This is a genomic window from Erythrobacter sp. (assembly GCF_039988855.1).
Lineage (GTDB): Bacteria > Pseudomonadota > Alphaproteobacteria > Sphingomonadales > Sphingomonadaceae > Erythrobacter.
Map to the genome: position 1 here is coordinate 153,409 of NZ_JBDXIY010000015.1, position 24,338 is coordinate 177,746.

25 protein-coding genes are annotated in these 24,338 nt (G+C 55.2%); 14 read left to right on the plus strand and 11 right to left on the minus strand.

Annotated elements, in window-relative coordinates; genetic code table 11:
• Positions 1-26: 26 nt before the first annotated feature.
• Positions 27-974: an MlaD family protein gene (locus ABJ205_RS03625; RefSeq protein WP_348160288.1), complete on the plus strand. Its 948-nt coding sequence runs from the start codon at positions 27-29 to the stop codon at positions 972-974.
• Entirely contained in the window at positions 971-1,612 is a 642-nt protein-coding gene (locus tag ABJ205_RS03630) for an ABC-type transport auxiliary lipoprotein family protein (protein ID WP_348160286.1), read from the plus strand. The genes ABJ205_RS03625 and ABJ205_RS03630 overlap by 4 nt, the downstream gene beginning before the upstream one ends.
• An 8-nt stretch (positions 1,613-1,620) precedes the next feature.
• Here the strand turns inward: ABJ205_RS03630 and ABJ205_RS03635 are convergent, their stop codons facing one another.
• Genes ABJ205_RS03635 through crcB form a run of 6 tightly spaced genes read right to left on the minus strand, consistent with a single transcriptional unit; the run spans position 1,621 to position 5,473 of the window.
• Positions 1,621-2,328: an ATP12 family protein gene (locus ABJ205_RS03635; RefSeq protein ID WP_348160284.1), complete on the minus strand. Its 708-nt coding sequence runs from the start codon at positions 2,326-2,328 to the stop codon at positions 1,621-1,623.
• The gene (locus ABJ205_RS03640) at positions 2,325-2,567 is read right to left on the minus strand and encodes a hypothetical protein (RefSeq protein ID WP_348160282.1); all 243 of its coding nucleotides are present in this window, start codon (positions 2,565-2,567) and stop codon (positions 2,325-2,327) included. The genes ABJ205_RS03635 and ABJ205_RS03640 overlap by 4 nt, the downstream gene beginning before the upstream one ends.
• Positions 2,564-3,223 (minus strand): HAD-IA family hydrolase, encoded by a 660-nt coding sequence (locus tag ABJ205_RS03645; protein WP_348160280.1) that lies wholly within the window; start codon positions 3,221-3,223, stop codon positions 2,564-2,566. Before ABJ205_RS03645 ends, ABJ205_RS03640 begins: the two co-directional genes overlap by 4 nt.
• Positions 3,220-3,807 carry an FMN-binding negative transcriptional regulator gene (locus ABJ205_RS03650; protein ID WP_348160279.1) on the minus strand — a complete coding sequence of 196 codons (588 nt, stop codon included), beginning with the start codon at positions 3,805-3,807 and terminating at the stop codon, positions 3,220-3,222. The genes ABJ205_RS03645 and ABJ205_RS03650 overlap by 4 nt, the downstream gene beginning before the upstream one ends.
• The gene (locus ABJ205_RS03655; RefSeq protein WP_348160277.1) at positions 3,807-5,060 is read right to left on the minus strand and encodes an RluA family pseudouridine synthase; all 1,254 of its coding nucleotides are present in this window, start codon (positions 5,058-5,060) and stop codon (positions 3,807-3,809) included. Before ABJ205_RS03655 ends, ABJ205_RS03650 begins: the two co-directional genes overlap by 1 nt.
• Positions 5,057-5,473 (minus strand): fluoride efflux transporter CrcB, encoded by a 417-nt coding sequence (gene crcB, locus ABJ205_RS03660; protein WP_348160275.1) that lies wholly within the window; start codon positions 5,471-5,473, stop codon positions 5,057-5,059. The genes ABJ205_RS03655 and crcB overlap by 4 nt, the downstream gene beginning before the upstream one ends.
• Before the next feature lie 265 nt (positions 5,474-5,738).
• Here crcB and rpsU point away from each other — a divergent pair, with 265 nt between their 5' ends.
• The 10 genes from rpsU (at position 5,739) to ABJ205_RS03710 (ending at position 14,600) form a co-directional block, all read left to right on the plus strand.
• Positions 5,739-5,945: a 30S ribosomal protein S21 gene (gene rpsU, locus ABJ205_RS03665; protein WP_006834591.1), complete on the plus strand. Its 207-nt coding sequence runs from the start codon at positions 5,739-5,741 to the stop codon at positions 5,943-5,945.
• Between the two features lie 168 nt (positions 5,946-6,113).
• The gene (locus ABJ205_RS03670; RefSeq protein ID WP_348160273.1) at positions 6,114-6,695 is read left to right on the plus strand and encodes an FKBP-type peptidyl-prolyl cis-trans isomerase; all 582 of its coding nucleotides are present in this window, start codon (positions 6,114-6,116) and stop codon (positions 6,693-6,695) included.
• Between the two features lie 65 nt (positions 6,696-6,760).
• Positions 6,761-8,461 (plus strand): DUF4153 domain-containing protein, encoded by a 1,701-nt coding sequence (locus ABJ205_RS03675; RefSeq protein WP_348160271.1) that lies wholly within the window; start codon positions 6,761-6,763, stop codon positions 8,459-8,461.
• A gap of 85 nt (positions 8,462-8,546) precedes the next feature.
• Positions 8,547-8,849 (plus strand): Asp-tRNA(Asn)/Glu-tRNA(Gln) amidotransferase subunit GatC, encoded by a 303-nt coding sequence (gene gatC, locus ABJ205_RS03680; RefSeq protein WP_348160269.1) that lies wholly within the window; start codon positions 8,547-8,549, stop codon positions 8,847-8,849.
• A gap of 104 nt (positions 8,850-8,953) precedes the next feature.
• Complete coding sequence (gene gatA / locus ABJ205_RS03685; protein ID WP_348160267.1) at positions 8,954-10,438, plus strand: Asp-tRNA(Asn)/Glu-tRNA(Gln) amidotransferase subunit GatA; 1,485 nt, start codon at positions 8,954-8,956, stop codon at positions 10,436-10,438.
• The gene (locus ABJ205_RS03690; protein ID WP_348160265.1) at positions 10,435-11,508 is read left to right on the plus strand and encodes an acyltransferase; all 1,074 of its coding nucleotides are present in this window, start codon (positions 10,435-10,437) and stop codon (positions 11,506-11,508) included. Before gatA ends, ABJ205_RS03690 begins: the two co-directional genes overlap by 4 nt.
• A 30-nt stretch (positions 11,509-11,538) precedes the next feature.
• The gene (locus tag ABJ205_RS03695) at positions 11,539-11,913 is read left to right on the plus strand and encodes a hypothetical protein (RefSeq protein ID WP_348510006.1); all 375 of its coding nucleotides are present in this window, start codon (positions 11,539-11,541) and stop codon (positions 11,911-11,913) included.
• Positions 11,910-12,125 (plus strand): hypothetical protein, encoded by a 216-nt coding sequence (locus ABJ205_RS03700; RefSeq protein WP_348160261.1) that lies wholly within the window; start codon positions 11,910-11,912, stop codon positions 12,123-12,125. The genes ABJ205_RS03695 and ABJ205_RS03700 overlap by 4 nt, the downstream gene beginning before the upstream one ends.
• Positions 12,118-13,614 (plus strand): Asp-tRNA(Asn)/Glu-tRNA(Gln) amidotransferase subunit GatB, encoded by a 1,497-nt coding sequence (gene gatB, locus ABJ205_RS03705; RefSeq protein WP_348160260.1) that lies wholly within the window; start codon positions 12,118-12,120, stop codon positions 13,612-13,614. Before ABJ205_RS03700 ends, gatB begins: the two co-directional genes overlap by 8 nt.
• Entirely contained in the window at positions 13,614-14,600 is a 987-nt protein-coding gene (locus ABJ205_RS03710; protein ID WP_348160258.1) for an esterase-like activity of phytase family protein, read from the plus strand. The genes gatB and ABJ205_RS03710 overlap by 1 nt, the downstream gene beginning before the upstream one ends.
• Positions 14,601-14,603: 3 nt before the next feature.
• Here the strand turns inward: ABJ205_RS03710 and ABJ205_RS03715 are convergent, their stop codons facing one another.
• Both ABJ205_RS03715 and ABJ205_RS03720 read right to left on the minus strand, forming a co-directional pair.
• A complete protein-coding gene (locus ABJ205_RS03715; RefSeq protein WP_348160256.1) occupies positions 14,604-15,671 on the minus strand; it encodes a hypothetical protein in 1,068 nt (355 codons plus the stop codon).
• The gene (locus ABJ205_RS03720; protein ID WP_348160254.1) at positions 15,668-16,390 is read right to left on the minus strand and encodes a hypothetical protein; all 723 of its coding nucleotides are present in this window, start codon (positions 16,388-16,390) and stop codon (positions 15,668-15,670) included. The genes ABJ205_RS03715 and ABJ205_RS03720 overlap by 4 nt, the downstream gene beginning before the upstream one ends.
• Positions 16,391-16,976: 586 nt before the next feature.
• On the opposite strand from ABJ205_RS03720, the gene ABJ205_RS03725 reads away from it, so the two are divergent.
• Complete coding sequence (locus ABJ205_RS03725) at positions 16,977-17,729, plus strand: OmpA family protein (RefSeq protein ID WP_348160252.1); 753 nt, start codon at positions 16,977-16,979, stop codon at positions 17,727-17,729.
• Positions 17,730-17,839: 110 nt separating this feature from the next.
• Positions 17,840-18,487 (plus strand): hypothetical protein, encoded by a 648-nt coding sequence (locus ABJ205_RS03730; RefSeq protein ID WP_348160250.1) that lies wholly within the window; start codon positions 17,840-17,842, stop codon positions 18,485-18,487.
• Between the two features lie 81 nt (positions 18,488-18,568).
• Here the strand turns inward: ABJ205_RS03730 and ABJ205_RS03735 are convergent, their stop codons facing one another.
• From ABJ205_RS03735 to ABJ205_RS03745, 3 genes are all read right to left on the minus strand, one after another.
• Positions 18,569-18,868, minus strand: coding sequence for a hypothetical protein (locus ABJ205_RS03735; RefSeq protein ID WP_348160249.1), 300 nt, complete (start codon positions 18,866-18,868; stop codon positions 18,569-18,571).
• A gap of 252 nt (positions 18,869-19,120) precedes the next feature.
• On the minus strand, positions 19,121-21,976 hold the full coding sequence (locus ABJ205_RS03740) for a pitrilysin family protein (protein ID WP_348160247.1): 2,856 nt from the start codon (positions 21,974-21,976) through the stop codon (positions 19,121-19,123).
• A gap of 93 nt (positions 21,977-22,069) precedes the next feature.
• Positions 22,070-24,283 carry an acylase gene (locus ABJ205_RS03745; protein ID WP_348160245.1) on the minus strand — a complete coding sequence of 738 codons (2,214 nt, stop codon included), beginning with the start codon at positions 24,281-24,283 and terminating at the stop codon, positions 22,070-22,072.
• Positions 24,284-24,338: the final 55 nt, after the last annotated feature.

Consider the following 24,338-nt stretch of genomic DNA (forward strand, 5'->3'; position numbering starts at 1 on the left):
TGATTTTGCGCGCATAGGGAAATACTATGGAAACTAGGGCCAATCATCTTTGGGTAGGCGCGGTCACGTTGGGGCTGTTGATCGCTTTGGCTGCCTTTATCATTTGGATCGCACGCCTGAACCAAGGCGCGTCGAACGAATATGATATCTTTTATAAGCAATCAGTCGCTGGCCTCGTCAATGGTTCTCAGGTCTCATATGCAGGTGTGCCGGTTGGCCAAGTGCGCGAAATCGCGTTGTCGAGCGAAGACCCTGAGTTTGTGCGCGTCCGTGTGCGCGTGCGGGACGAAGTGCCTATTCTGGTCGGCACCGAAGCAACCATTCAGGCAAGCTTTACCGGCGTTTCTACGATCCTATTAGATGGCGCGCGCAAAGAATCGCCAAAGCTCACTTGTGAAACAACCGCTTGCCCAGAAGGCCGTCCGGTTATTCCGCCTGGCCGCGGCGGTTTTGGCGAAATTGTCGCCAACGCACCGCTTTTGTTGGAACGCCTTGCGACACTGACGGAACAGCTCAACCTTATTCTGGGTCCAGAAAATCAGGAGCAGCTTGCCGGAATCCTGGAAAACTCAAACCGCCTGACCCGGGAATTGGCCAATGCTGCGCCAGCTTTGCAAGGCACTATGGCTGAACTTGAGACCACTTTGAAAGAGGCGGGCGAGGCATTGGAGGCATTTGAGAAAGTGGCGACGACCACAGATGATCTCATTAGCAAAGAAGGCCCGCAGATTACCAAAGAACTGAGTGAGACATTGGCGTCTGCGAATGCAGCGGCGACCTCGCTTTCTGCCATGCTTGAAGATGCGCGGCCTGCCACCCGTGCACTTAGCGAAACCACATTGCCAACGGTGGAGGCGACCTTGCAGGAGCTGCGCACCACCAGCCGATCTTTGCGTGCGATCACCGACCGGCTTGAGGCCGAAGGGGCAGGATCGTTGATCGGCGGACGGCCTCTTCCGGAGTATGAGCCATGATGAAAATACCAACCCCATTGGCGAATGTCCGAACCAGCATTGTTCTGGCCGGGAGCCTTGTCTTGGCAGGATGCGTCAGCCTTGGAGGTTCGGGCGAACCGCCTGAGAGCCTCCTAACACTCACCCCTAGTGCAAGCGCACCAGTGGGTTCAGGTGTTGTCTCTGGAATCGAGGGAAGCGCTGGGTCCATCGCGGTGCTAACTCCGGAAGTCCCGGCAAAGCTTGATCTGCTGCGCGTGCCTGTAAACGTATCAAACAACGAAGTGGCTTACTTGCAAGATACGGTCTGGATCCAAAAGCCAGCGCGCCTTTTCCGCAGTCTGCTTGGCGAAACCTTGCGTACAGCTTCGGGTGATACGCAGGCACTTCTTGTGCTCGATACGTCCGATACGCCCCTGCGCCCAACGCAAACTTTGCGCGGAACTTTGATTGATATGGGCTATGAACCCTCAAGCTCTTCTGTGGTGGTTCGTTTTGAAGCGGTGCACACATTGGATGATGGGCGCGTGAAGTCGCGCCGGTTCGAAGCGCGCGAGGAAGGCGTTTTGGCAGACGCGGCCGAGGTCGGTCCCGCGTTAAATGCAGCCGCTAATGCCGTTGCAAAAGATGTCGCCGCCTGGGTGCTAGCTGCCGAATAGAGAACTGCTTAGTTGCCAGTTTGGCTATGCGTCAATTCCCAGAATTGCCGCGCCCTCAGAAAGTCGCCTGTGCGTTTCTCGCGGCGTTCTTCGGCTTCTTCGTCGCGGCCCCATTGTTCGATTTGCCAATCTTCTTCGAGGTTTGCCGCGTTCCATAGCGCCAATGCATCCGCTTTAGGTTCGCTTGCGCTAAGCCCGGTAATGAGCGATGCGGCAAGATGGGTCATCGCCTCAATCGCGGCGAGGGCGAACGGGCTCTGGCCAGTCAATTCATCACGCAGTTTGACTAGAGTTTCATCATGTTGCGGGCGATGGATGATGCCGGAAATACGGACGAATTGAACCCCTAGCCGCGCTTCGAGCGCGCCTACAACAGGCTCCCACACCTCTTGTTGACGTGCGAAAAGCGGTTCGTCAGGGTCGGCGCGGTAAAGCAGCGTATCGGTGTCGCCGTATGCTACAGCTTTCTCAATCAAAGCATCTGTGTCGGGGCTCACCATATCGATGGCATAGTCGGCCATATCGCGAAGCGGCATAGAAGCCGGATCAATTTTTTCGCCTTGTGCACTCCACTCCGCGGCGAGTGCCTCGGCAAGCACCTTAGTCGGCAATATCTGCGCAAGCCCGCCAACCGTTTTCATGGCGCGTGTGTCCAGCATGACCTGCCAACCGCTTTCGACGGCCGTAACGCTCACTTCTTTGTAGAAACGTTTCATTGTTCGCCCCGGTCGCCTGCTTTCCAGCGTTTAGCCAACATCACCGGCAGGAAGAAAAATGCGACAAGCCCCGCAACCGCAAGAGCCACTCCCCATGCATAAGGCAATGCAATCACTTCGCGCGCAATCGCAATCCCAAGGCCAACCGCAACGATCGCACACAAACGAACAAGGTTCATAACCATATACCGTTTGGCAGCCACGGCTTCTTCAGGTGTTGGGACAAGGGTGTTGCTCATGAAAAGCGGTCCAATTCTCCGCGCAAATCGTCCATTGCCTGCGCCACAAAATCGGCACCTGTGGCCGTCAAATCGTCCGGTGTATGATAACCCCACGCAACGCCAATCGCGCGTACATTGGCAGCTTTTGCCATTTGCATGTCAAAGCTGGTGTCCCCAATCATCACGGCGTCGGATACTTGCGCGCCTGCTTCGAACAAAGCCGCCTCTAACATGGCAGGATGCGGCTTTGAGGGATGACGGTCGGCAGTCTGAAGCGAGATGAACAAATCGGTTAACCCATGTCCTGCGAGGCATGCCGTAAGCCCGCGATCTGATTTTCCGGTGGCAACCGCGAGGTTCCAACCGCCAGCGTGAAGGTCGCGCAGCAGTTCGGCAATCCCGTCGTAAAGCGGCTCATGCAAAAGCCCTTCCTCACGCCGTTTGCGGAATGCCGTTTTGTAATTCTCGGTTATTTCCAATTGACGTTGATGATCGGCTTTGGGTGCGAGTTGGCGGATTGCAACGGGAAGGCTAAGCCCGACCAATCGCCGCACTTGGGCAGGCTTAGGCAAAGGCAAGCCAACCAGTTCAAACGCATGGTTCATTGCCCAAAGCACGTCGGCCTGACCATCCACCAGCGTTCCATCGCAATCAAAGACGGCAAGCTTGGTCATTGGCTGACCTCATGCATCCAGTGTGCAAGCTGCGGTCTAACCCCAGCTGCAATACGGGCGCGCTCGGCATCGTTTTTCTTTTGGCTAAGTTTGAACGTGGGGCGCTGCTCTTCGACTTTAAGCGAGAAGCCGGCGATACCTTTGAAAAGGCTTGACCAGACTTCCTCGCTCGATTCCGATGCAAGCCAAGGATCACCTTCAATGTGTCCTTCAAAAGTTGTGATCACATCGTGAAGCAAGGTCTCAAGCGCATCATCGCTCAGGCGTTCAACCGCGCCTTCCAATTCGAGCGCGGCATAATCCCAGGTCGGAACAGTATCGCGGTTATCGTACCAACGCGGGGAAATATAGCCATCAGGCCCATTTACCGTAATCAGCGCCCGTGCGCCGTCGAGATGCGGGGTGAGCGCATTGCGGCGCGCTAAATGAAACCGCAGGTCATCTTGACCATATGCGAGCACTGGAACATGCGCGGCGCGCGGCCCATCCGGTGTGGTCAAAAAGACCGTCCCAAAGGCGACTTCGCGGATTAGCTTGTCGTGCAATGCCTGGTCAGAACGTCTAAAGGCCGGATTGGGGTGCACTACCGCTTACCCTTTGGTTTGCCCGTTTTCGCCCCCGCGCGTTTGGGGGCTTTGCCTTTAAATTTGACGCCAGATTTATTTTGTTTTTGAGCTTGCTTCTTAGCGGTCGTGGCCGAAGTTGTCCGTCCGCGGCGCTCGCCCCGGCGGTCCTTGCGATATTGTTTAGCGTGACGGCGCGCCGCCTGCTTTTTCTCCGCTGGCGTGCGCTCGGGCGCCTCATCGCGGATGGGGGAGGCATCGCTTAAGCTCTCATCGAAACCAAGCGCTTCCATGCTGGCAGCAAAATGCTCAGGCAAAGGTGCTGTGACATCTAGCTTTCCCCCACCAGTTTCATTCGCCGACCTACCTTCAGGTGTGCCGATGACGAGGCGCCGTGCATGCAGGTGCATTTTGCGGCTGATCGCGCCTGTAAGGAACGCATCCTGTCCGCCATATTTGCCATCGCCCACAATTGGATTGCCAATCGCCGCCATATGGACGCGCAATTGGTGAGTGCGGCCTGTTAGGGGTTCAAGTTCCACCCATGAAGCGCGTGTTCCAGCACGCTCAACCACGCGGTAGCGGGTTTTGGCCGCTTGACCGTTTTCCTCATCGACATGCATTTTCTCGCCGCCAGAGCCGGGCTGCTTGGCGAGCGGTGCATCGATTGTACCTTCGCGAACTTCAGGAATGCCAACGACAAGCGCCCAATAAGTCTTGCGCGCGCTGCGTCCGGAAAACCGCCGCGAATAAGACGCCGCGCTTCCCGGTGTTTTGGCGATCAGGAGAACGCCCGAAGTATCTTTATCAAGCCGGTGAACAAGGCGCGGTCTAACTGTCGGAGCGTCTTGCTGGGTGCTTTCCACAAACGCGTCGAGCAGGCCGTCGACGTGTTTCGTGGTTTTGCTGCCTCCTTGGGTGGCAAGGCCGGGCGGTTTGTTGAGTACGATTGCAGAAGGCGTCTCACGGATCACCATATCACGGGCCTGTGCAATCTCTTCTTCGGTCAAGGGACGTCTCGATTTTGGCCCCTTGTGCCTTGCCTCCCCGCCGGGCGGAACGCGCATGACTTGGCCGGTCTCCAAGCGATCCTCAGGTTTTACACGGCTGCCATTGACCCGGATTTGCCCCGTGCGGGACCAGCGAGAAACAGTCGCAAACGGGATTTCAGGAAGATTACGCTTAAACCAGCGGTCTACACGAATGCCATTGTCATCATCATTGATGGTGAACTGGCGGACTTGTTGCTTTGGCTTGTCAGATGGAAGGGTCATGCCGCGCTCTGTGCTCCTACGAGGCCAATCAGGAAAGCTGTCATTCCGGCAATCACTGACGCGCTGCCATAACCCAGCGCTTGAACAAGAAAACCTCGTTGGACGAGGGTCACCATCTCCGCGCTAAAAGCGCTGAATGTGGTGAAGCCGCCCAATAGGCCAATGGCAAGGACAAGCCGCAAGGTCTCGCTTGTTTGTGCAAACATTGATGAACGAGCCAGCCATCCCAATAGGACGCCCATCGCTAGGCTTCCTATTACGTTGATCCCAAGCGTTCCCCATGGGAAAGTTTCATTCGGCCCAGTGATGTTCACAACCACACGGCCCAGGTGATAGCGAAGCGCAGCACCAACCCCGCCACCGATTGCGACGTAAAGGGTTGCCAAAAATGGAGAGAGCGATGCGCCACTCATGTTGCTTCGATCATGATAGGTTGTTCATTGTTGCTCTCGCCTTAGCTGTGCCATAAGCGTCTGCATAGCATTGACGTGCTCAATGTGAGGCAAATCGCCTTTTACAAGTCTTGCGGGTTGCCAATTTCCCCGCCCGGCGCTAGTGGGGCGCGTGTGATTGCGTGAACCGTCAGGGATTCGCGCCATTTTTAGCGTCAGTTTATAGCGCACTCCCGCAAGAAACCAGCGGGCTCAGGCGTATTTGAAGATAAGGTAGTTGCCGTTTATGCAAATCATGGTTCGCGATAACAATGTCGATCAAGCCCTGCGCGCGCTTAAGAAAAAGCTGCAGCGTGAAGGTGTGTATCGCGAAATGAAATTGCGTCGGCACTATGAAAAGCCAAGCGAAAAGCGTGCACGTGAAAAAGCGGCTGCTGTTCGCCGTGCTCGCAAGCTTGAGCGTAAGCGTATGGAGCGCGACGGCATCAAGTAAGCGTTGCTTACGCCTTCAGGCGTAAGTGGCTTTAAAATATTGGCGGGATTTCAGCCCCCATCTCATTGGGATGAAACGCTTGAAACTCAACCCGCGATACGCCATCAGGGCGCGGATTACTTCCGCGCCCTTTTTGGTATGTGGCGCGCTTAGAAGACGGGATCTCACATGACCGAAGTTACTCGCGTTCCAATTCAGCCCATTGCAAAGGGCTCGCTAACCAAAATCTGGCTTGGTGTTATTGTCGCCATTCTGTTGGGCGCGGCCCTTGCCTGGGCAGCGGTTCCCAAAGGCTTTAGCATCGACACGCTTGCCGCTGGCGAGGGTGCGATGCCGCAAGAGGGCGATATGGTCTTTGTAAAGTACAAAGGTTCCCTCGCCTCGAACGGTGAAGTGTTCGACGAATCGCAAGACATACCGCTCCCGATTGAAGGTATATTCCCTGAGGGCAGTCCGTTCCCTATTGAGGAAGGGGCGACCATTGAGGGCTTTTACAAAGGCCTGCAAAAGATGCAGAAGGGGGGCAAGTATGAGCTCTTCATTCCATCAGACATGGCTTATGGTGCAGAGCCACCACAAGGGGCGCCAATCCCGCCAAACGCTGATCTTGTGTTCGAAATTGAAGTGGTCGATTTCATGGATCGCGAGACCTTTGACCGCAATCTCGCAATCCTCCAGCAGGCGATGCAACAAGCTGGTCCGGCTGGTCCAGCAGGTCCTCCACCCGGCGCGCCTCAACCCGGCCAATAGGCCGATCGGACTTTCATTGAAGGTTCAACTGGCTTAGGTCGCCCCTCATCATATGGGAGGGATCGATGGCTGATGGTCAAAGCATTGAGCATGATGCGCACGTTGTAAAAGACTGGCGTGAGCGTCCGTGGTTGTTGGCTGCGATTCTCGCGGTCGCGGGGTTTCTGGTGCATATCTTCACTGATGGCACAAGCGACGAACCATGGCGCGCTGCGTTCGCTGCGGCGGCGGTATTTGGTCCGCTAACAGCTGCCTTCACCCTCAACCAGGAGCGTTGGCAATCCTCGCTCATCTTCTCTGGCATTATCGCTTTGGTCATGGCGGGGATCGCGTGGCGGGCGGTTGCTGCTGGTGTTGGCTTTGCGGATGAAGAGTTTTGGGTCGCAGCAGGGGTGTTGGCGAGCCTTTTATCATTGCCCTTGTTTCAAGCAGGCTTCCATAGGTTGCGTTGGAACACCAGTTACAAAGCCACCCATTTCCACGTCTGGACTGATGCCATCACTGGGGCAGGTGCGCTTGCGTTCGTCGGCATTTCTTGGGCTCTGATCGCCATTCTGGCCGAACTGTTTTCAGCCATTCAGATCGACCTTTTGAAGGGCCTGCTCCACGAAGAAGCCTTTGGCTGGATGTTCTCGGGCGCGACCTTTGGTGCCGCACTCGGCGTCCTTCGCAATCAACTCAAGATCATTGGCACCTTGCAAAATGTTGTTTTGCTGGTGCTTTCGATCCTCGCCATCCCTTTGGCGGTAGCTTTGGTTTTGTTCCTGCTTGCCGTGATGGTTTCGGGTATCGATGTGCTTTGGGGAGCCACCGAAAGCGCGACCCCGTTGCTGCTATCGGTTGCGGTGGGCTGCTTTGTCCTCGCCAATGCCGTGGTGCGCGATGATGACGACGATGCCAGCAAGTCGCAAATTCTCCGCATCGCTGGCTTTGTCTTGGCGCTCGGCATCTTGCCGCTGTCGATCATGGCGACGATTTCAATGGGTACTCGAATCGCGCAGCATGGGCTTAGCCCTGAGCGGATTTGGGCGTTGATCGCCATTGCTGTGGCTGTTGCATACGGCATTGCCTATTTCGTCTCTGCCTTACGCGGGCGGCGCGAAGGTTGGCGCGGATTGTTAAGGCAATCGAACCTTCATTTGGCAGTGATGACCGCTGTGATCGCACTGTTGCTTGCGATGCCGATTTTCAATTTTGGCGCTATTTCCGCGTCTAACCAGATTGCGCGACTCGAATCGGGTGCGGTGAGTGCTGAAGATTTCGACTATGCGGCTCTCAGATGGGAATTTGGCGATGCTGGGCGCGAGGCTCTGGCCGAGCTTACTGAACACAGCGATCCGGAAATTGCGGAGTTTGCGCTTGCAATGCAGAAGGCGGAAAGCCTGTATGACAGCCGCCGAACCGAAGATGTTGCTTTGATTAGCAAGGTGCCGATTGAAATTGAGGACGAAACGGTGCGGATTGCGGTGCGAACCTTTCTGAATGACAGCGCCTATAGATGTCAGGAGATGTGCCGTGTCGTGGCAATTGGCGAACTGAATGATCAGCCGCTGATGGTGTTGCTTGCACAAAGATTTGATCCTGAATTTCTCTTCTATGATGAGGCGGAGAATGAGGTGAAAGTTGCGGTCATGCGAAACGGGCAGCTGCAAGAACGTGAAGCGTATCAGACGCCTGGATTTGATGAGAATTCGGAAGTTGAACTTAGGCCATTCGAAGGCCAGCGGCTCTATATCGATGGCAAGCCTGTAAGCGGGGCATTCTAATAGGCACTTCGCAGACGCAATGATTCTTATCAGCTAGGAACAACTCGTGCTTGAAGCGCCTTCTTGTGAGCGCTAAGCGGCAGGTATGTCTGTAGATAAACAAACCGTGGCAAAAATCGCCGGGCTGGCGCGCATCAAGATGGGCGATGAAGAGCTTGAGCGGATGGTGCCTGAGCTGAACAATATCCTTGATTGGGTCGAGCAATTGGGTGAAGTCGATGTGAGCGGCGTTGAGCCGATGACAGCGGTTATCCCGAACACGCTTCGTCTGCGCGATGACGTGGTCGATGCAGACCCATTAACCGGCGGCGGCAAGCGCGACGATGTGATCGCCAATGCGCCCGCGGCAGAGCACGGCTTTTTCGGCGTGCCTAAAGTGATCGAATAATTGAACAAAGCTAGCATCATCGTTCGTGCTGAGCTTGTCGAAGTGCGCACGGTGACAGTCCGAAGGTTTCATCCTTCGACAGGCTCAGGACGAACGGAAATACTGTGAGCGAAGACTTTACCAACCTAGGCGTAAAAGCAACCCGCGATGGCGTGGCGGGCGGAGACTTCACCGCACGCGAAGTGGCGGAGAGCTTTAACGCCGCCGTAGCGCAGGCAGCGGCGCTTAATGCCTTTATCGTGACCACTCCCGAAGCCGCTCTTGAAGCGGCGGATAGGACCGACGCAAAGCGCGCGGCCGGGGATGACCTTGGCGCAATGGGCGGCGTGCCAATTGGCATGAAAGACCTTTTCGCAACCCACGGTGTGCAGACCACAGCGGCCAGCCACATCCTTGAAGGGTTCAGGCCCGAATATGAAAGCACCGTTTCGCAGAATTTGTGGAACGCAGGCGCTGGCATGTTGGGCAAATTGAACCTCGATCAGTTTGCGATGGGTTCTTCGAACGAGACATCACATTTCGGCAATGTAAGTAGCCCGTGGCGGAATGAAGACAGCAATGCCGCGATGTCACCGGGTGGTTCTTCGGGTGGTTCGTCATCAGCTGTCGCTGCGCGTATTGCACCTGCTGCGACTGGTACAGACACCGGCGGTTCGATCCGTCAGCCCGCAGCATTCACCGGCATTTGCGGGGTCAAGCCAACCTATGGCCGCTGCTCACGCTGGGGCGTGGTTGCGTTTGCTTCTTCGCTTGACCAAGCAGGCCCGATGGCGCGCTCGGTTGAAGATTGTTCGATCATGCTGGGCGCAATGGCTGGGTTTGATCCCAAGGATGCGACCAGCCTCAAAATGGATGTGCCCGATTGGGAAGCGGCTTTGTCGAGCGACCTTAGCGGCAAGAAAGTGGGTATCCCCAAGGAATACCGCATGGAAGGCACGGACCAAGCGATCTTGGATTCGTGGGAGCAAGGCAAAGCGTGGCTCAAAGACGCAGGCGCTGAGATCGTTGATGTATCCTTGCCGCATACCAAATACGCGCTTCCCGCCTATTACATCATTGCCCCTGCCGAGGCGTCATCGAACCTCGCCCGGTATGACGGTGTGCGTTACGGTCTTCGCGATCTGCCAGAGGGCGCCGGCCTTCAAGATATGTATGCAGAGACACGCGCAGCTGGTTTCGGAGATGAGGTCAAACGCCGTATTCTCATCGGCACCTATGTGCTGTCGGCTGGCTTTTACGATGCCTATTACACGCAGGCTCAGAAAATCCGCACTCTGGTAAGCCGCGATTTTGAGCAAGCCTTTGCTAAGTGCGATGTGATCCTTGCACCGACAACACCGACCGCGTCCTTCCCACTGGGAAGCCTCAATGACGATCCGCTGACGATGTATTTGAACGATGTGTTCGCCGTGCCAGCATCGCTTGCAGGCCTGCCCGCGATGAGCGTTCCGGCTGGACTTAACCCTGACGGCCTGCCGCTGGGTCTGCAACTTGTTGGTAAGCCGTTTGATGAGCAAATGGTCCTCAACGCTGGCCTAGCAATCCAAGAGCGCGCAGGCTTCGACCACGCGCCGGAGCGTTGGTGGTGACCAATGGTCCTGGGGCTGGTGCCCTCCGAACTGATTTTCAGCAGAATGCCAGTCGAAGATTTAAGGCGGTCGATGGCCTCAGAGCTCTGGCCGTCGCGCTCGTCTTTGCCGTGCATGGCTATTTCAATGTTTTTCGCGGTGGCTTTATCGGGGTTGATATCTTTTTTGTGATCAGCGGATTTGTCATCACACGATCACTGGTCACTGATGGAATCAACTTTAAGCGCTTCTACATCCATCGTTTTTTTCGTATCTTGCCTCCAATTCTTCCCGTATTGGTCTTCTTTGCAATTGCCAATCTCTTCGGTCTTGCTTTGGCTAGTTGGCAAGACATCTGGCTCTCCCTTCTCAGCCTGATGAATTGGGGAAGGGCATTCGGATACACCGAAGGCGGTTTCCTCGGGCATTTCTGGTCGCTTGGGATTGAGGAGCAATTCTATCTGGTTTGGCCCCTTGCGTTGGTGTTGTTGCTAAAGGAAAACGTGAGGCAGCATTCAATCGTGATACTTGCCGCCGTGCTAGCAGCATTTGTGCTGTGGCAGTTCTGGATGTCGCAACAGTCGGTTCCGCATGCGCGCATCTACAACGGCTTGGACACAAGGGCTTCTCAGCTCCTTTTGGGAGCGCTCTTGTTCTTTGTGCTACCTAGAATAACGATCCCAAAAGCGGTTTTCCTAGCCGCAGTTGTGGCCCTTGCCGTTATTGTCTTCACGATCAATTCGACGACGCAATTCTACGTGTCATATGGAATTGCCCTTATCGGCATACTCGCATTTATCGTGGTCGGCTATTGCGCACAAAACACCGGCGGACTTGTTGGTCCTTTGGAGTGGCCCGTCACCCAATGGCTCGGCAGACGTTCCTATGCGATCTACCTTTGGCATTGGCCTATGATCGGCCTATGTGTGGAGGCTGGGCAGTCGATTGGTGCAAGGCGGTTTGTAGCGTTGTTTGTCGCTCTTGTACTCACCTTGGTGTTGTCCGAATTGTCCTATCGCTTTGTCGAAAAGCCTGCTTATGGACTGCGAGACAGGTTGGATCGAAAACGTCTTGAGGTAGTACCGCAATGAGCGCAGCAAAGAATGGAAGGTATTCGCTCGATGACCACCTTTGAAACGGCCATAATCGCTTTCCTCGCTCTGGGCTTTGTGGTTCCAGCTTGGCTGCTTGCGCTTTCTTTCCGCGACCGTGCTAAGGCGATCCGGGTGGAGGAGCCGAACAAGCGATATTTCGCTTACGCAGCGCTGCTACAATCGCTCCACGCGCAACTTGATCCCAAGTCGCAGCAGGTGCGCAATGGGCCCTTGTTTGCCGCCACCGTGCGCGAACTTGCGAATTATCCGGAGTACCGCTCTTTCAGCGTGCTGTTCCTTGAAGAGATCAACATCACCGGCACCCGCAAATTCGACAATGTCGTGCGCGCCGAATTGAAGGCGGTCGAGGCGCAGCTTTTGGAGGCGAAAGAGCCTGCATGAGCTTTACCGCGATCTTCGTCCTGATTTTTCTCGTCGCCTTTGTCATTGTCGGCGGGGTGGTGATGTTTCTATCGAAGACCATCGACCACGGCGAAGCGCGCTTTGGTCCTGATGGCAAAGTGATCTCAGGAGACAGTCAGCACGCTGCTCCGGAAGGCCGAGCGCGGCCTGCACAACGTATTGATATAAATAAGGCAAGTGACAATGAGTGACTACCGCATCCAAGGTGCAACCGGTGAATGGGAGGTCGTAATCGGCCTTGAGGTTCACGCGCAGGTGACGTCCAAGTCGAAACTGTTTTCAGGCGCAAACACCGAATTTGGTGCAGAGCCCAACAGCCAAGTGTCTTTGGTCGATGCAGCGATGCCCGGCATGCTGCCCGTGCCCAACCAAGAATGCATCCGTCAGGCGGTGCGCACCGGTATGGCGATCGAGGCGGAGATCAACGCGTGGAGCCGGTTTGACCGCAAGAACTACTTCTACGCTGACCTTCCGCAAGGGTATCAGATCAGCCAGCTCTACCACCCGATTGTGGGCGAGGGCTCTCTCTTGATCGAAGCAGATGAAAAGCACGGTATTCCCGAAGACAAAGTGATCGGGATTGAGCGTATCCACGTCGAACAGGACGCAGGCAAGCTGATGCATGACCAGCATCCGACCATGTCCTATGTCGATTTGAACCGCTCGGGCGTTGCGCTGATGGAAATCGTCTCCAAGCCCGATATGCAATCGCCAGCAGAGGCAGGCGCCTATGTGCGCAAGCTGCGGTCAATCTTGCGCTATGTCGGGTCATGCGACGGCAATATGGAAGAAGGTTCCATGCGCGCAGACGTCAACGTCTCAGTGCGCAAGGCAGGCGAAGAGCTTGGCACGCGTACAGAGACCAAGAATGTGAACTCTGTGCGTTTTGTCATGCAAGTGATTGAATATGAGGCGAACCGTCAGGTTGACGTGCTTGAAAGCGGCGGCAGCGTCGATCAAGAAACGCGCCTGTTCGATGTGGCCACCGGCACGACGCGCACCATGCGCTCTAAAGAAGATGCGCATGATTACCGCTACTTTCCGGACCCCGATTTGCTGCCCTTGGTGCTTGCGGATGAGTTCCTTGAGGAATGCCGCGCGTCTCTACCTGAGCTGCCCGATGCAAAGCGGGTTCGGTATGAGACCGAGCTTGGCCTGACGCCGTATAATGCGCGAGAGCTGACCCATGAGGTGGAGACTTTCGCGCGCTTTGAAACGCTGCTTTCGGCGGCGGCTGGCGCGATTGGCAAGTCGGAGGCGGATGTCGCAACGCAAGTCGCCAACTGGGCGCTGTCAGTTGCTCCCGGTGTGATCAAATCGCTTGGCGAAGAGGTCGATCCTGCACACGGCACAGCCGAGCGGCAGGCCGCTATCCTTGCGATGCAGGGTAAGAGCGAGATTTCCGGCAGCCAGGCAAAGGAAATCTACGAAATCGTCCTCAAAACGGGCCGTGAGCCTGATGAGATTGCCGACACTGAAGGCCTCAAACAAGTTTCCGACACCGGCGCGATTGAGGCGGCGATCGACGATATCCTCGCCAATAACCAAGACAAGGTTGAGCAATACAAAGGCGGCAAGGACAAGCTCTTTGGCTTCTTCGTGGGTCAGACCATGAAAGCGATGCAGGGCAAGGCCAACCCGCAGGTTGTGAACCAGATTCTCAAGGATAAACTCGTCTGATGAGCCTCTTGCGGATCGCTCTTTGGGGTCCGCTCCTCCTCGCTGCGCTGCTCGCGGGTGCATACGTCTACACGCACGATCCCTTCGCGCGCGATGGGACAGAGCTTTTGCAGGTGCCGTTATCTGAGGATGATCCTTCGCTCGATAGGGTGGGTGATCTCAAATACCTCGGCGGCCTCGACATCCCGCGCATAGGCCAGAATATCGGCGGGCTATCGGGGCTTCGCTGGGATGCGGAAAGCGGGCGGCTGCTGGCGATCACCGATGATGCACGCTCGGTGTGGATTACCTTGGACGAACAGGGTGAACGCCTCACAAGTGTCGCGGATGTCGAAAGCGGCCCATTGCTAGGTCTCAAAGGTGAGACGCTGACGGGCAAGGAGCAGGGCGATAGCGAAAGCTTGGCCCGCAAAGGCGATGGTCCGTGGATTGTCGGTTTCGAACGCGATCACCGGATTTGGGTGTATGATCAGGGACTTGCCGAAGTGCCTACTCGGCATCCGCTAAAACCAACGGAAGTTCTTGGAGAGCTTGAGGATAATAGGGGCCTCGAAGCGATGGCCGCAGGTTCAGAAGGCCAATTGGCGTGCGCGGAGCGCATCGCCAGACCTGATCGGGCCAATTGTGTGCTTTACAATGATGATGACGACACATTCAGTGACTTTCCCGTAACTCCTCCGCAAGAGTTGACCGAGTTGGGTGCGACGCCAACCGATGCCGATGCTCTGTCCGATGGCACCTTCCTCATCCTCTTCCGCAGCTACTCACCTGCCGCAGGCAACACCGCCGCGATCGTCGCCTACGCCCCAGACGGCTCCAGCCGCGAAATCGCAACTTTCTTGCCCCCACTCACCCTCGACAATTTCGAAGGCCTCGCCGTGCGCGAAGAGGATAATAGAACCTTCATCTACATCGTTAGCGACGACAATTTCTCCGGCTCACAGCGCACATTGCTGATGAAGTTTGAATTGGACCCAATGGGATGAAACCTAGCGATTGCGTATGGTTTGTACCGTGACAAATGCTTTAAGCCTTTGATCGCCATCTCTTGCGAAAAACACAGAGCCTTTGTCATCACGAAAGAGTTCGGGGCCGTGAAAACCTGCAGATGTCACGCTCTTGCGCTTCTTATCCATGGCGCGCACCATACCCTCTTCGTCAAGAGCGATTATAGACGGTAAAACTTCGCCTGCCCGCTCAAAAGCAAGAGTGAGAGCTAATCGGGCAAAGGCGGCATCATTCGCTGCCCATATCGCCACATTTTCCTCTTCTACAAACGTTGGATGGCGTAGCTTTACGATAGATATCAACTGCTGTTCGTAGTGTGGACTGGCTGATCCTTTTCGGCGGAGTGCCATATCTGCGATGACCTGGATATTGGTGAAGTCGCTTGAGAGTTGATAACGCCAAGTCACAGTCGCGACCTCGCCTGCATCGAAATTCGCCTCTAAGAATTCGCGTTCTAAGCGCTTGCGCTCTTCATTCCACGCGGCGGCACCCCTTGTGTCATTCGCTTCCTCATCAATCCATCCAGTTGCGAAGGTCATGGAGACTGTGCTGTCAGGCGTAATATTAACGCCGTCAACGAGGTGGTCTGAAACCGCTTCACCGACAAAGTTCTGTGTTGGACCGCTTGCAAACCATGTCACCTCACTTGCAGCTGCGGAGGTCGCTTTATCCGCAAGAGGGGGCACATCGAACCCTTCAAGTGCTGCGGCGAGTGGCCGGGCAAACCTTTCAGCTCTTTCCGCAGCCCTTGCGGCGAGCTTCTCAGGTGTTCGATCGGCAGCAGAGATCAACAGTGATCCCAAAATGCCCCCAGTCGTACCTGGTAACACAATGCGTCCAAGGTCGATGCTTGTTGCAATCCTCTCTTGTGGGACAATTGCGGCCAACGGGCGGGCAGGTTCAACCTCTCTTGCAGAAGGTTCGACAAAATCCGAACTTGATTGAGTAAACGCTGTTGTGGTGAAAAACCCAAAAGAGAGAAGGGCTGCTGCAAACACATTTCTTGTGTTCGCAGCGGCTTTCTTTTTAGTCCAAGGTGTTAGAATCATTGATTTTGTTGGAATCGCTTCGCATATTCTTGGAAGTTGGCTAGAAAAGCCTGACGCAAATCAGCATCCGCCGCGACGCGTTCTTCAGCTGTCTTAGGTGGGAAATGAGACAGTCCATTACCCCCACGCCCTTTTATCATTTTTGTCTTTTCGAGACCACCACGAAAGTCCTTAAAGATAAAGCGATTGTTCAACGAACGGCCGTAGATCATCCGCTTGAAATAGGCGTTCTGAGTAACAATCAACTCAGCGTAGCATTCGTCAGTGCTCTCTGTGAGCCGCGTTTTGACTTTGGTCGTGATATCACGATCTGAAATCGGCGTTTCGAAAATGACCTCGGTGCCTTCTGGCAAACCAACAGCAGCTGGGACATCAATTGTGCTAAAAGCATCGACCTGGAAGCGAGGCCCCAGAGCATTCTTCAAGTAGTCAGCATCTGAAACGTTCCGGTCGGCATTTACAGCGGTGTCTGCGACCGCACCGACGATCCCTAAACCTGAAAGCAAACCAGAGGTCTGTGCTTGCCCTTCGGTGGTTGGAAAAACGTGCAATGAACAGGTTGGTTCAGTTGGAGTTGACACTGGTGCTGGCTCGGCCTCGGCCGCCTCGACTGTCGTATCGGTTACAACGTTTTCATCGACCAATTCGTCTTGAGCGATAGATGCCGCTGGCACTGCGACAAACGCGGTAAGACCAATCAAGATACCAGTGTATTTCATATTTCCCCCAATTTCGGTGTTCCAATCGACATACATATCAATCACCAATAAATTGGCGTGCGTTACATAGATCGGTTGGAGTAATAGACCTTTATTGAAGTCAGATTATTGCGGGCATGGAGAGGGTTTTTCAAGAGTTTTTCGAAAATTCCTTTCTGAGGAAGGTACGGCTACAAGTTGAAACAGAAGGGCCGCCTATGCGTTTCGCATCGACGACCTTGTAAATCTCTTTCTTGCGAAGAAATTGGGCGTGTCTTCCTGAAAGCGGCATCGTAACAAATGCGCCAGCGTTCATGTCGCCATTGATGCTGGCATGTTCATCCTCCAGCACATGGCGCTGCCAACGAGGGGGGCGATGTCCATCGAATCCATGTCATCATCGTCGAAGCTCAAGAAGAGCGCTAGAGCTCTATCTTGGGAACCAAAAGTCTGTGCAGCAGATCGGCCTACAGGCCTTTTTGCCATGTAACTTTCTTACCACCCAATGATTCTCGCTGCGGTGCATGTTACAAGTTTTACGTTTACTCGGTCCATTGAGCCGCTAGTCTCTCGAAGGGGTACAATGCAAAAACGAGGGGTTCAAACTATGAGGGGACTAAGCAAGGCGCTTTTGGGCGCTGGGGCTGCTTCGCTGCTTGCCGTAGGCACGCACTATGCGAACGGGGCTGGTACTATCGACAAAATCGAGACGGATGCGAGCGCGGCGCTGGCCGAGGCTGGGGTTCGCGGTGTTGACCTGTCCATCGCGCGTGACCCATTGTCGCGTAACGTCACGCTTTCCGGGATTAGCGATCCCGATGAACGCGCGCGCATTGAGGGCATTTTGCGCAAGAGTTCGAACGTCGGCGCGATTTCTTGGGAGGGCGAGCTCGACATTTTCGATGCAGAGGCCCTTGCCACTGGTATTGGGAACACGGAAGCTATCACCGGGGCAAGTGCGGAACAAATTGCCGCCTGCCAGCAAGCGCTCGATAGCTTTAAGGAAGGCAAGACCATCCTGTTCGATACAGGGTCAGCCGATCTGTCTGAGCAATCGCTCGACCTGATTAACTCGCTCGCTCGCCGCATGAATGTGTGTACGGGTATGCGCATCAATGTGGGCGGCCACACCGATGCAACCGGCACGGATGAGGTGAACCTCACCATTAGCCAAGCGCGCGCCGATGCTGTTGCTGCAGAACTTACCAATCGCAGCGTTGCTGGAGTTCGGATCATCGCCACCGGATATGGCTCAAGCCAGCCGCTGGTCGAAGATGCTGGCGAGAACGCAGCGAATCGCAGGATTGAATTTACACTGGACGATGCCGCCGCTGAGGCTGCGCCTGAAGGGGAGGGATAACATGCCACTTTTGTTAGAGAGCTGGATCGGCTTGATGATCCTTTTCGCCATTGGTCTTGGAATTGGTTGGCTCATTTGGGGCCGCAGTTAAGCGCAAAGGGAGAAAAGACATGATTGATTTGTTGATGGCACATCCCATTCGGGCGCTGATTGCAGTTGTCTTAGGGCTCGCCACCGCATGGTGGATTTGGGGCCGCTTGGGCGAAGTTGTCGCTGATACGGCGGGCAAGGCCACTGGCGCAGCCAAGGGCGCTGCGGGTGCAGCTGGAAACGCGGCTTCTGGAGCTGCTAGCATGGCTGGAAGCGCTGCCTCCGGTGCGGCTGGAATGGCTAAAGGCGCTGCGTCGGCAGCAGGTGACGCAACGAGCGGCGCGGTGGATGCGGCAAAGGGTGCTGGCAGCGCTGTTGCTGGCGGTGTTGCTGCTGCAGGTGCTGGTGTTGCGGCGGCAGCAGGCGCTGCGACTGATAAAGCCAAAGAGACGATCCAAGATGTGGCAAACATGCCCAAGATCGCTCTGGCCGTTGGTGACCCCGATGATCTGACCAAGATCAAAGGCGTTGGACCCAAGCTTGCCGAGACGTGCCAATCGCTGGGTGTGTCGCGCTTTGACCAGATATCGAAGTGGACGGACGCGGATATTGCTGAGGTGGATCAGTACCTCAAATTCAAAGGCCGTATCACACGCGATAATTGGGTAGGGCAGGCGGCATATCTCGCTGCTGGTGATACCGAAGGGCATAAGGCCAAGTTCGGCTAAAACACTGGACCTGGAATGAGAAAGGGCCGCCCCAGCATTATGCCGGGGCGGCCCTTTTCTTTTGCCTTAGAGGCGCGGCGCTTAAGCGCGGGTGCCTGAAAGCGGCATTGCGCCGAATGCACCAGCGTTCACGTTGCCGGTGATTGCATCGCCGTCAACGGTCGCTTCGCACTCAAGCGTCATTGGCATTGGAACGGTCATGTTCATTGACCATTTAAGGGTGTTGCCTTCAACTGTGCCGGTATCGATGTCCATCGAACCCATGCCGCCGGCCATGTTGCCTTTGAATGTGCCGTCGCCATTGTCTTCAATGGTCAGAGTGCCGGATTGGTCACCCATTGGGCTTTTTACGGTTGTGTTGAAAGTACCTGCTACAGACATCGTTTAGTCTCCTTGTTGGCGACCCTTTCAAAGGGGTGCCTGTTGTCTAGTGAAGAGCCAAATCACCTTCGGCGCTCATTGGCTTGCGCCCAAGTTGTACACGTCACGCAGGGGCATTCAATACCTAACGCAGCGTCAACTGGTCCGAAAAAAGAAGCGGGCGAATCCGTGATGGACACGCCCGCTATCCTTAATCCGCACCGTCCCATCTGTGCCGTAGCGTCGAAGGAAGCGAAACGGCGATTAGCCGCCTTATTGATCTGCGCTTTCCAATTCGCGCACTTCAACCGGCAGACCCAACTGTTCCAACTGCGGCGAAACCTTTTCTGCGTCGCCAACAACAACCCAGAGGAAGTCGTCTACATCCAGAGCTGTGCGGGCAGCGGCATCGAGGCTATCGGTTGTCTGCGCCTTATATTTGCCGACCAACTCTTCGTAATAGCTGTCTGGACGACCATAGAGGGCAAGGCTCTGCATTGCGCCAAGCACTGAACGCGAGGTTTCAAACCGGCCGGGTAGAAGGCCAACCGAATTGGCAACATTGCGGGTCAACTCTTCCTCGGTCACACCGTTGACGGTTAGGAATTCGCTGGTCTCACGGATCATCTCTGCGATGGAATCGCCGGTACGGTCCGCTTGAACGCCGCCGCCGATGGCATAGACCACGGCGTTTTCACGCGCTTGTGGCCCGCCGCGCACACCATAACTCCAGCCTTTGGTCTCACGCAGGTTCATATTGAGACGAGCGAGGAAGTTGCCGCCAAGCGAGTTGTTGGCGTTTTCAAAGTCGACATAGGCTGGGTCACTTGCATCAAGCGGTGTGATTTGGCCGCCGGAAATGAAACTTTGCGGCGAGTTTGGACGGTTGATGAGAACAATGCGCCCGCCTTCTGCTTCTTTCGGCATGGTCGAGAAGTCTTTCTCCCCCTTGGCCGATGCCGGATTTTCCCAATCACCAAACGCTTCGTTCAATTGAGCAACAACGGTGTCGAGCGGTAGGCTTGAGATTACAAAGACTCCGCCATTGTCTGGGCGGATCCATGCTTCCTTGAAGGCTACGAGGTCATCTCGCGTGATGCTTTCAACGCTTTCGAGCGTTTCCACACCGCCATACGGGCTATCTGTTCCAAACAGTTCTACGCCGATTGCGCGGCGCGCAATACCTTGCGGCGACCGCATTTGCTGGCGAATACCGGTTATGGTTTGTGCCTTTACGCGGGCCAAATCGTCATCATTGAACGCAGGGTTGCGAATGATGTCGCCAAACAATGCGAGCGATGGTGCAAGGTTGGAAGAAAGCGCGGAAAGTGTGAAGCTTGAACGGTCATCTCCGCCGCCAGTGCCGATAGAAACACCCAGCTTCTCACGCTCTTCTGCGATCTGCTGACTGTTCAATGTTGCTGTGCCTTCATCGAAAAGGCTCAGTGCAAGGTTTTCAACACCGCGTTTGTCCGCGCTGTCCGATGCCTTGCCTGCATTGAACGACATCGTCACATAGGTCGCTGGAACGGCATCACGCTGAGCGTAAGTCACCTGCATCCCATTTTCGAGGGTCACGCGTTCAAAATCAGGGAAATCAAGCGAGGGAACCGATGCAATTTCCGGCGCTGGTCGTTCGAGCGAGACAGCGATCGCGTCCCGGTCGCCTTCACGGTCGCGCTCTGCGGCTTCGCCGCCGTCAGTCACGCTGGTTGCTTCCTGATAAGTCGCATCACGTTCACCTGGTTCAAGTACCAGAGTGAAGGCAGGCTTGGTCATCCATTCCTGCATTGCCGATTTAATCGTCTCAGGAGTGATCGAAGCAAGCACTTCCAATTGGTTCACTGCAAAACTTGGATCGCCTGCAAGGACTTCGCCCCGGGCAAGAGCAACAGCCTTGCCGCCAAAGCCGCCAACCTGCTCAAGACCGCGAATAGTGCCAGCAAGGTTGCTGGTCGCCGCACGCTCAACTTCTTCGGCCGTCGGGCCGGTTTCGACATACCAATCGACAAGTTGCTTAAGGCGCGCTTCGAGGACGCGTGGGTCCACTCCGTCCTTAAGAGTGGCGCTAACGTTGATTATGCCGACGCGTTGGAAGTCAAAATTGCCAGCAGAAACGCCAACGGCAAGCTGTTCGTCACGCACAAGGATCTGTTCGAGACGGCTTGAAAGAAGTCCGCCCAGAATTTGTGTGCCCATGTTGAGAGCAGCCAAGTCTTCTGATGTGATGCCAGGAGCGGGCCAATACATGCTGATATTGGTGGCTGCGACTTGGTCACGCATAACCTTGCGAACTGGTTGTTCGAGAGTTGGGACCGCGGCGGCGGCCGGCGTATTCACGGCGCCGCGTGCAATCGGACCAAACCACTTTTCGACCAATGGGCGTGCTTCTTCGGCTGACACATCGCCAGCAAGTACGATCGTCGCGTTGTTCGGACCGTATTTATCGCGGAACCAATCCTTCACATCGTCAAGTGTTGCCGCTTCAATGTCAGCCATAGAGCCGATGACGGAGTGCTGGTATGGATGCCCATCAGGGAAGATGGTCTCAAGAATTTCGTAGAACACCAGTCCGCCTGGACGGTTGTCGCCTTGGCGCTTTTCGTTTTGAACAACGCCGATTTGGTTGTCCAGCTTGCCTTGGGTGACCGCGCCAAGCAGATAACCCATCCGGTCGCTTTCAAGCCACAAGGCGCGCTCAAGCGCCGGGCGAGGGACCGTTTGGAAGTAGTTGGTGCGGTCGAAATTGGTTGTACCGTTGTAGTCGGTCGCGCCCATTTCCTGTAGATATTGGAAATAGTCGTTTGGCGCGTTTTCCGAGCCATTGAACATCAAGTGTTCGAAGAGGTGAGCAAAACCGGTGAGGCCTTTAGGTTCATCCTTTGAACCGACATTATACCACACGGCAACGCCAACGATGGGCGCTTTGCGGTCTTCGTGAACGATCACGGTTAGGCCGTTTTCAAGCTCAAACTTTTCATAAGGGACCTGAACTTGTGCAACCAATTCTTGCAGGTCGTTTGCCGGTGTGGTCGCCTCGGTATGATGATCAGCAAGAGCCGGTGTGAACGGCACTGCAATCGCAGCGCTTAGCGCAGCAAGACTTGCTGCGGCTTGACGAAATTTCATATTTTCAGTCCCTTCATGCTCTCAATGCTCGTCGCAAAGCTATGAAGGAAGCCGCCTGAATCAAGGCGAAATACTGCCAGCTAAGTCGCTGGTCTATTTCGCATTGGTGACTACCTTTGAGCTTTCTGCATTGGCTCGTACGGCCTCTTCAAAAAAGTGTACAGGCTTCAATTTGTGATCGACATAAAGCTGCATTTGATCGGTGAAATGCTTTGAATTCGGCCGAGTGGTTGCTGCGCCAAAAGGTTGGATCGACCGCGATGTTACACGGCCTCCATCTGCGGGCCATTCGACCCATTGGATGAAACTGTCACCGTGGACCAGGCTGAGTCGTCCATCATCTTCCACTCTCCAAGTGGTTGAGGCGCGCAAAGTGTCTGAGCCGCCGTCGAGCGGTAAGTCGATTTTTCCTTGTCGTAGCCGCAACAACTCGCTCATCGGCGGATCAATCCGGCCGAAATGTTCCATCAAGTGATCTACCGCGCTTTGGAGATGCTCTTCAATGTCAGGGTACGAACCCCGATTCTGGTATTCAGCAGACATGAAATCCCGGATCATCAGCAGCGCGAGCGCATCAGCAGCCCCTTCATTGTCAGCGGTGAAATCCCATGACAGAAGCAAGTCGCGCGCTTCGCCGAGCGCACCTTCTGCTTCGAGAGCTTCCAGTTGCTCATACATGTAGGCCAGATATCCACGCCGTTCGTAAGCGGTATCATATTTGATCGCTTCAAGCGTTTCCCGGTCGAGGATTTCAGCTGCGCTCAGCAGTTTGTAGGCCCGCCAAGAACGATTGGTCTGTTTGCGTTCCACACCCAGAATTGGTGAGAAGTCCTCTGGCGACAAATCGCTGCCTTCGCCAGCGGCGGTGAAGGGTTCGTTGTTTGAATTATATACCCAGCCGCTCTGGGGATTGATGACCTTTGGAATATCATCAAAACCCACGGTTCCTTCCCAAATCAGGTCAGAGCGCGTTCCATCAAGGATGCCGCGCCAATTGGCTGGTGTCTCTTCGAGCGAAGGTCTGTTGGGGAAAGCGGCGTTATAAATATATCCCACGTTGCCTTCCCGGTCGGCGTAAATAACGTTGAAGTTTGAGATGTCCATCCGGCGATAAATGTCGAGCCATTGCTCCATCGTCTCCGCCTTACCAAGGCGATAGAATGCATCCATCTGAGCAACGCTTTCCATCAGGCTAAAACGGATCGCGAACCATCCATTGTCGTTTTGGATCACAGGCCCATGTTCGCTGCGATAGATGGTCTGCCGGATGGGCAGTGTGATGGGGCCAAGTTTGACCGGCAGGGTTACAGTCTCAATCTCCAGATCCCGCCATTCGCCGTCGACACGGTAGCGGCCATCTTTGACCTCCAACTCATAAACGTCGATCAGGTCTGGACGGTTCACGGTGTAGGTCCAACCAAGGCTTTCATTGTGACCCATGACCGGAAAGGGCACTCCGGGGAAATTGGGACCGGTCATGTGCCAGCCTTCGCCCGATTGCACACCCAATTCATACCATGCGACACCGCCGCGCAGCGGTTGATGGGAATTAGAAATTAGCGTCGTCGGCCCGCCAGTTTTTGCTGGAGCCACCGCCCAAGCATTTGAACCCAGGTGATCGGCCTCTTCTGCAAATGGCAAAACCATCGGACGACTAGGGTCTGCATTGTGCACGACGCTTTCGCTTTCTGGCTCTATTTGAAGTTTGCGAGGGAAGCCTGGGATGTCGGGTCCAAATTCACGGCGCAGCGGTTCACCTGACACGAGCTGGCCGACAACATTACCCAATCCAAAGAAAAGCGGTTGGCGCAAAACAAAGCCAGCGGCAACATCGTTACCGCGAACAGGGAAGAGGTTCGCAAGCTTTAGCTCGTCAGGATTGTCGCGTGCATATTGGTTCAGACCAGCGGCATATGCGTCGTAGAGCGCGCGCGTTTCAGCAGGGAGAGTGGGATATTCCCGCTCTGCAATGCCTCCGGCATCGAGTAGGTGAAACAGGAAATCGACCTGCGCTCCGTTTTCGCCAGCAATTGCGCCATACCGGCCTTTGGACATAGCAATCACATCTTGCAGGGTGAAGAAATCATCCTCTGCATGCGCAATCGCAACGCCGAATGCGACATCAGCATCTGTTTCACCGTAGATCATCGGTACACCGTATTCGCTGCGAACGATCTCGGCGGAATACTCGCGATATTCGGGGCCGACGCTTTCGCGTGCCATGAACGGTTCCCACGAGGCCAGAACGACAAATGCTGTCAGAAGCAGGCCCACCAATCCCAGCGCGCCACCCTTGATCCACTTCATGCCGTTCTCTCCCATTTGACGTCCACGCGAGACAATCGCGGCCAATAGGAGGTAG

What these genes read in the sequence shown, in the direction of transcription:
- ABJ205_RS03625 (WP_348160288.1), top strand. Translation starts at nt 27, where the DNA reads ATGGAAACTAGGGCCAATCATCTTTGGGTAGGCGCGGTCACGTTGGGG.
- ABJ205_RS03630 (WP_348160286.1), top strand. Translation starts at nt 971, where the DNA reads ATGATGAAAATACCAACCCCATTGGCGAATGTCCGAACCAGCATTGTT.
- ABJ205_RS03635 (WP_348160284.1), bottom strand. Translation starts at nt 2,328, where the DNA reads ATGAAACGTTTCTACAAAGAAGTGAGCGTTACGGCCGTCGAAAGCGGT.
- ABJ205_RS03640 (WP_348160282.1), bottom strand. Translation starts at nt 2,567, where the DNA reads ATGAGCAACACCCTTGTCCCAACACCTGAAGAAGCCGTGGCTGCCAAA.
- ABJ205_RS03645 (WP_348160280.1), bottom strand. Translation starts at nt 3,223, where the DNA reads ATGACCAAGCTTGCCGTCTTTGATTGCGATGGAACGCTGGTGGATGGT.
- ABJ205_RS03655 (WP_348160277.1), bottom strand. Translation starts at nt 5,060, where the DNA reads ATGACCCTTCCATCTGACAAGCCAAAGCAACAAGTCCGCCAGTTCACC.
- crcB (WP_348160275.1), bottom strand. Translation starts at nt 5,473, where the DNA reads ATGAGTGGCGCATCGCTCTCTCCATTTTTGGCAACCCTTTACGTCGCA.
- rpsU (WP_006834591.1), top strand. Translation starts at nt 5,739, where the DNA reads ATGCAAATCATGGTTCGCGATAACAATGTCGATCAAGCCCTGCGCGCG.
- ABJ205_RS03670 (WP_348160273.1), top strand. Translation starts at nt 6,114, where the DNA reads ATGACCGAAGTTACTCGCGTTCCAATTCAGCCCATTGCAAAGGGCTCG.
- ABJ205_RS03675 (WP_348160271.1), top strand. Translation starts at nt 6,761, where the DNA reads ATGGCTGATGGTCAAAGCATTGAGCATGATGCGCACGTTGTAAAAGAC.
- gatC (WP_348160269.1), top strand. Translation starts at nt 8,547, where the DNA reads ATGTCTGTAGATAAACAAACCGTGGCAAAAATCGCCGGGCTGGCGCGC.
- ABJ205_RS03695 (WP_348510006.1), top strand. Translation starts at nt 11,539, where the DNA reads ATGACCACCTTTGAAACGGCCATAATCGCTTTCCTCGCTCTGGGCTTT.
- ABJ205_RS03700 (WP_348160261.1), top strand. Translation starts at nt 11,910, where the DNA reads ATGAGCTTTACCGCGATCTTCGTCCTGATTTTTCTCGTCGCCTTTGTC.
- gatB (WP_348160260.1), top strand. Translation starts at nt 12,118, where the DNA reads ATGAGTGACTACCGCATCCAAGGTGCAACCGGTGAATGGGAGGTCGTA.
- ABJ205_RS03710 (WP_348160258.1), top strand. Translation starts at nt 13,614, where the DNA reads ATGAGCCTCTTGCGGATCGCTCTTTGGGGTCCGCTCCTCCTCGCTGCG.
- ABJ205_RS03715 (WP_348160256.1), bottom strand. Translation starts at nt 15,671, where the DNA reads ATGATTCTAACACCTTGGACTAAAAAGAAAGCCGCTGCGAACACAAGA.
- ABJ205_RS03720 (WP_348160254.1), bottom strand. Translation starts at nt 16,390, where the DNA reads ATGAAATACACTGGTATCTTGATTGGTCTTACCGCGTTTGTCGCAGTG.
- ABJ205_RS03725 (WP_348160252.1), top strand. Translation starts at nt 16,977, where the DNA reads ATGAGGGGACTAAGCAAGGCGCTTTTGGGCGCTGGGGCTGCTTCGCTG.
- ABJ205_RS03730 (WP_348160250.1), top strand. Translation starts at nt 17,840, where the DNA reads ATGATTGATTTGTTGATGGCACATCCCATTCGGGCGCTGATTGCAGTT.
- ABJ205_RS03735 (WP_348160249.1), bottom strand. Translation starts at nt 18,868, where the DNA reads ATGTCTGTAGCAGGTACTTTCAACACAACCGTAAAAAGCCCAATGGGT.
- ABJ205_RS03740 (WP_348160247.1), bottom strand. Translation starts at nt 21,976, where the DNA reads ATGAAATTTCGTCAAGCCGCAGCAAGTCTTGCTGCGCTAAGCGCTGCG.
- ABJ205_RS03745 (WP_348160245.1), bottom strand. Translation starts at nt 24,283, where the DNA reads ATGAAGTGGATCAAGGGTGGCGCGCTGGGATTGGTGGGCCTGCTTCTG.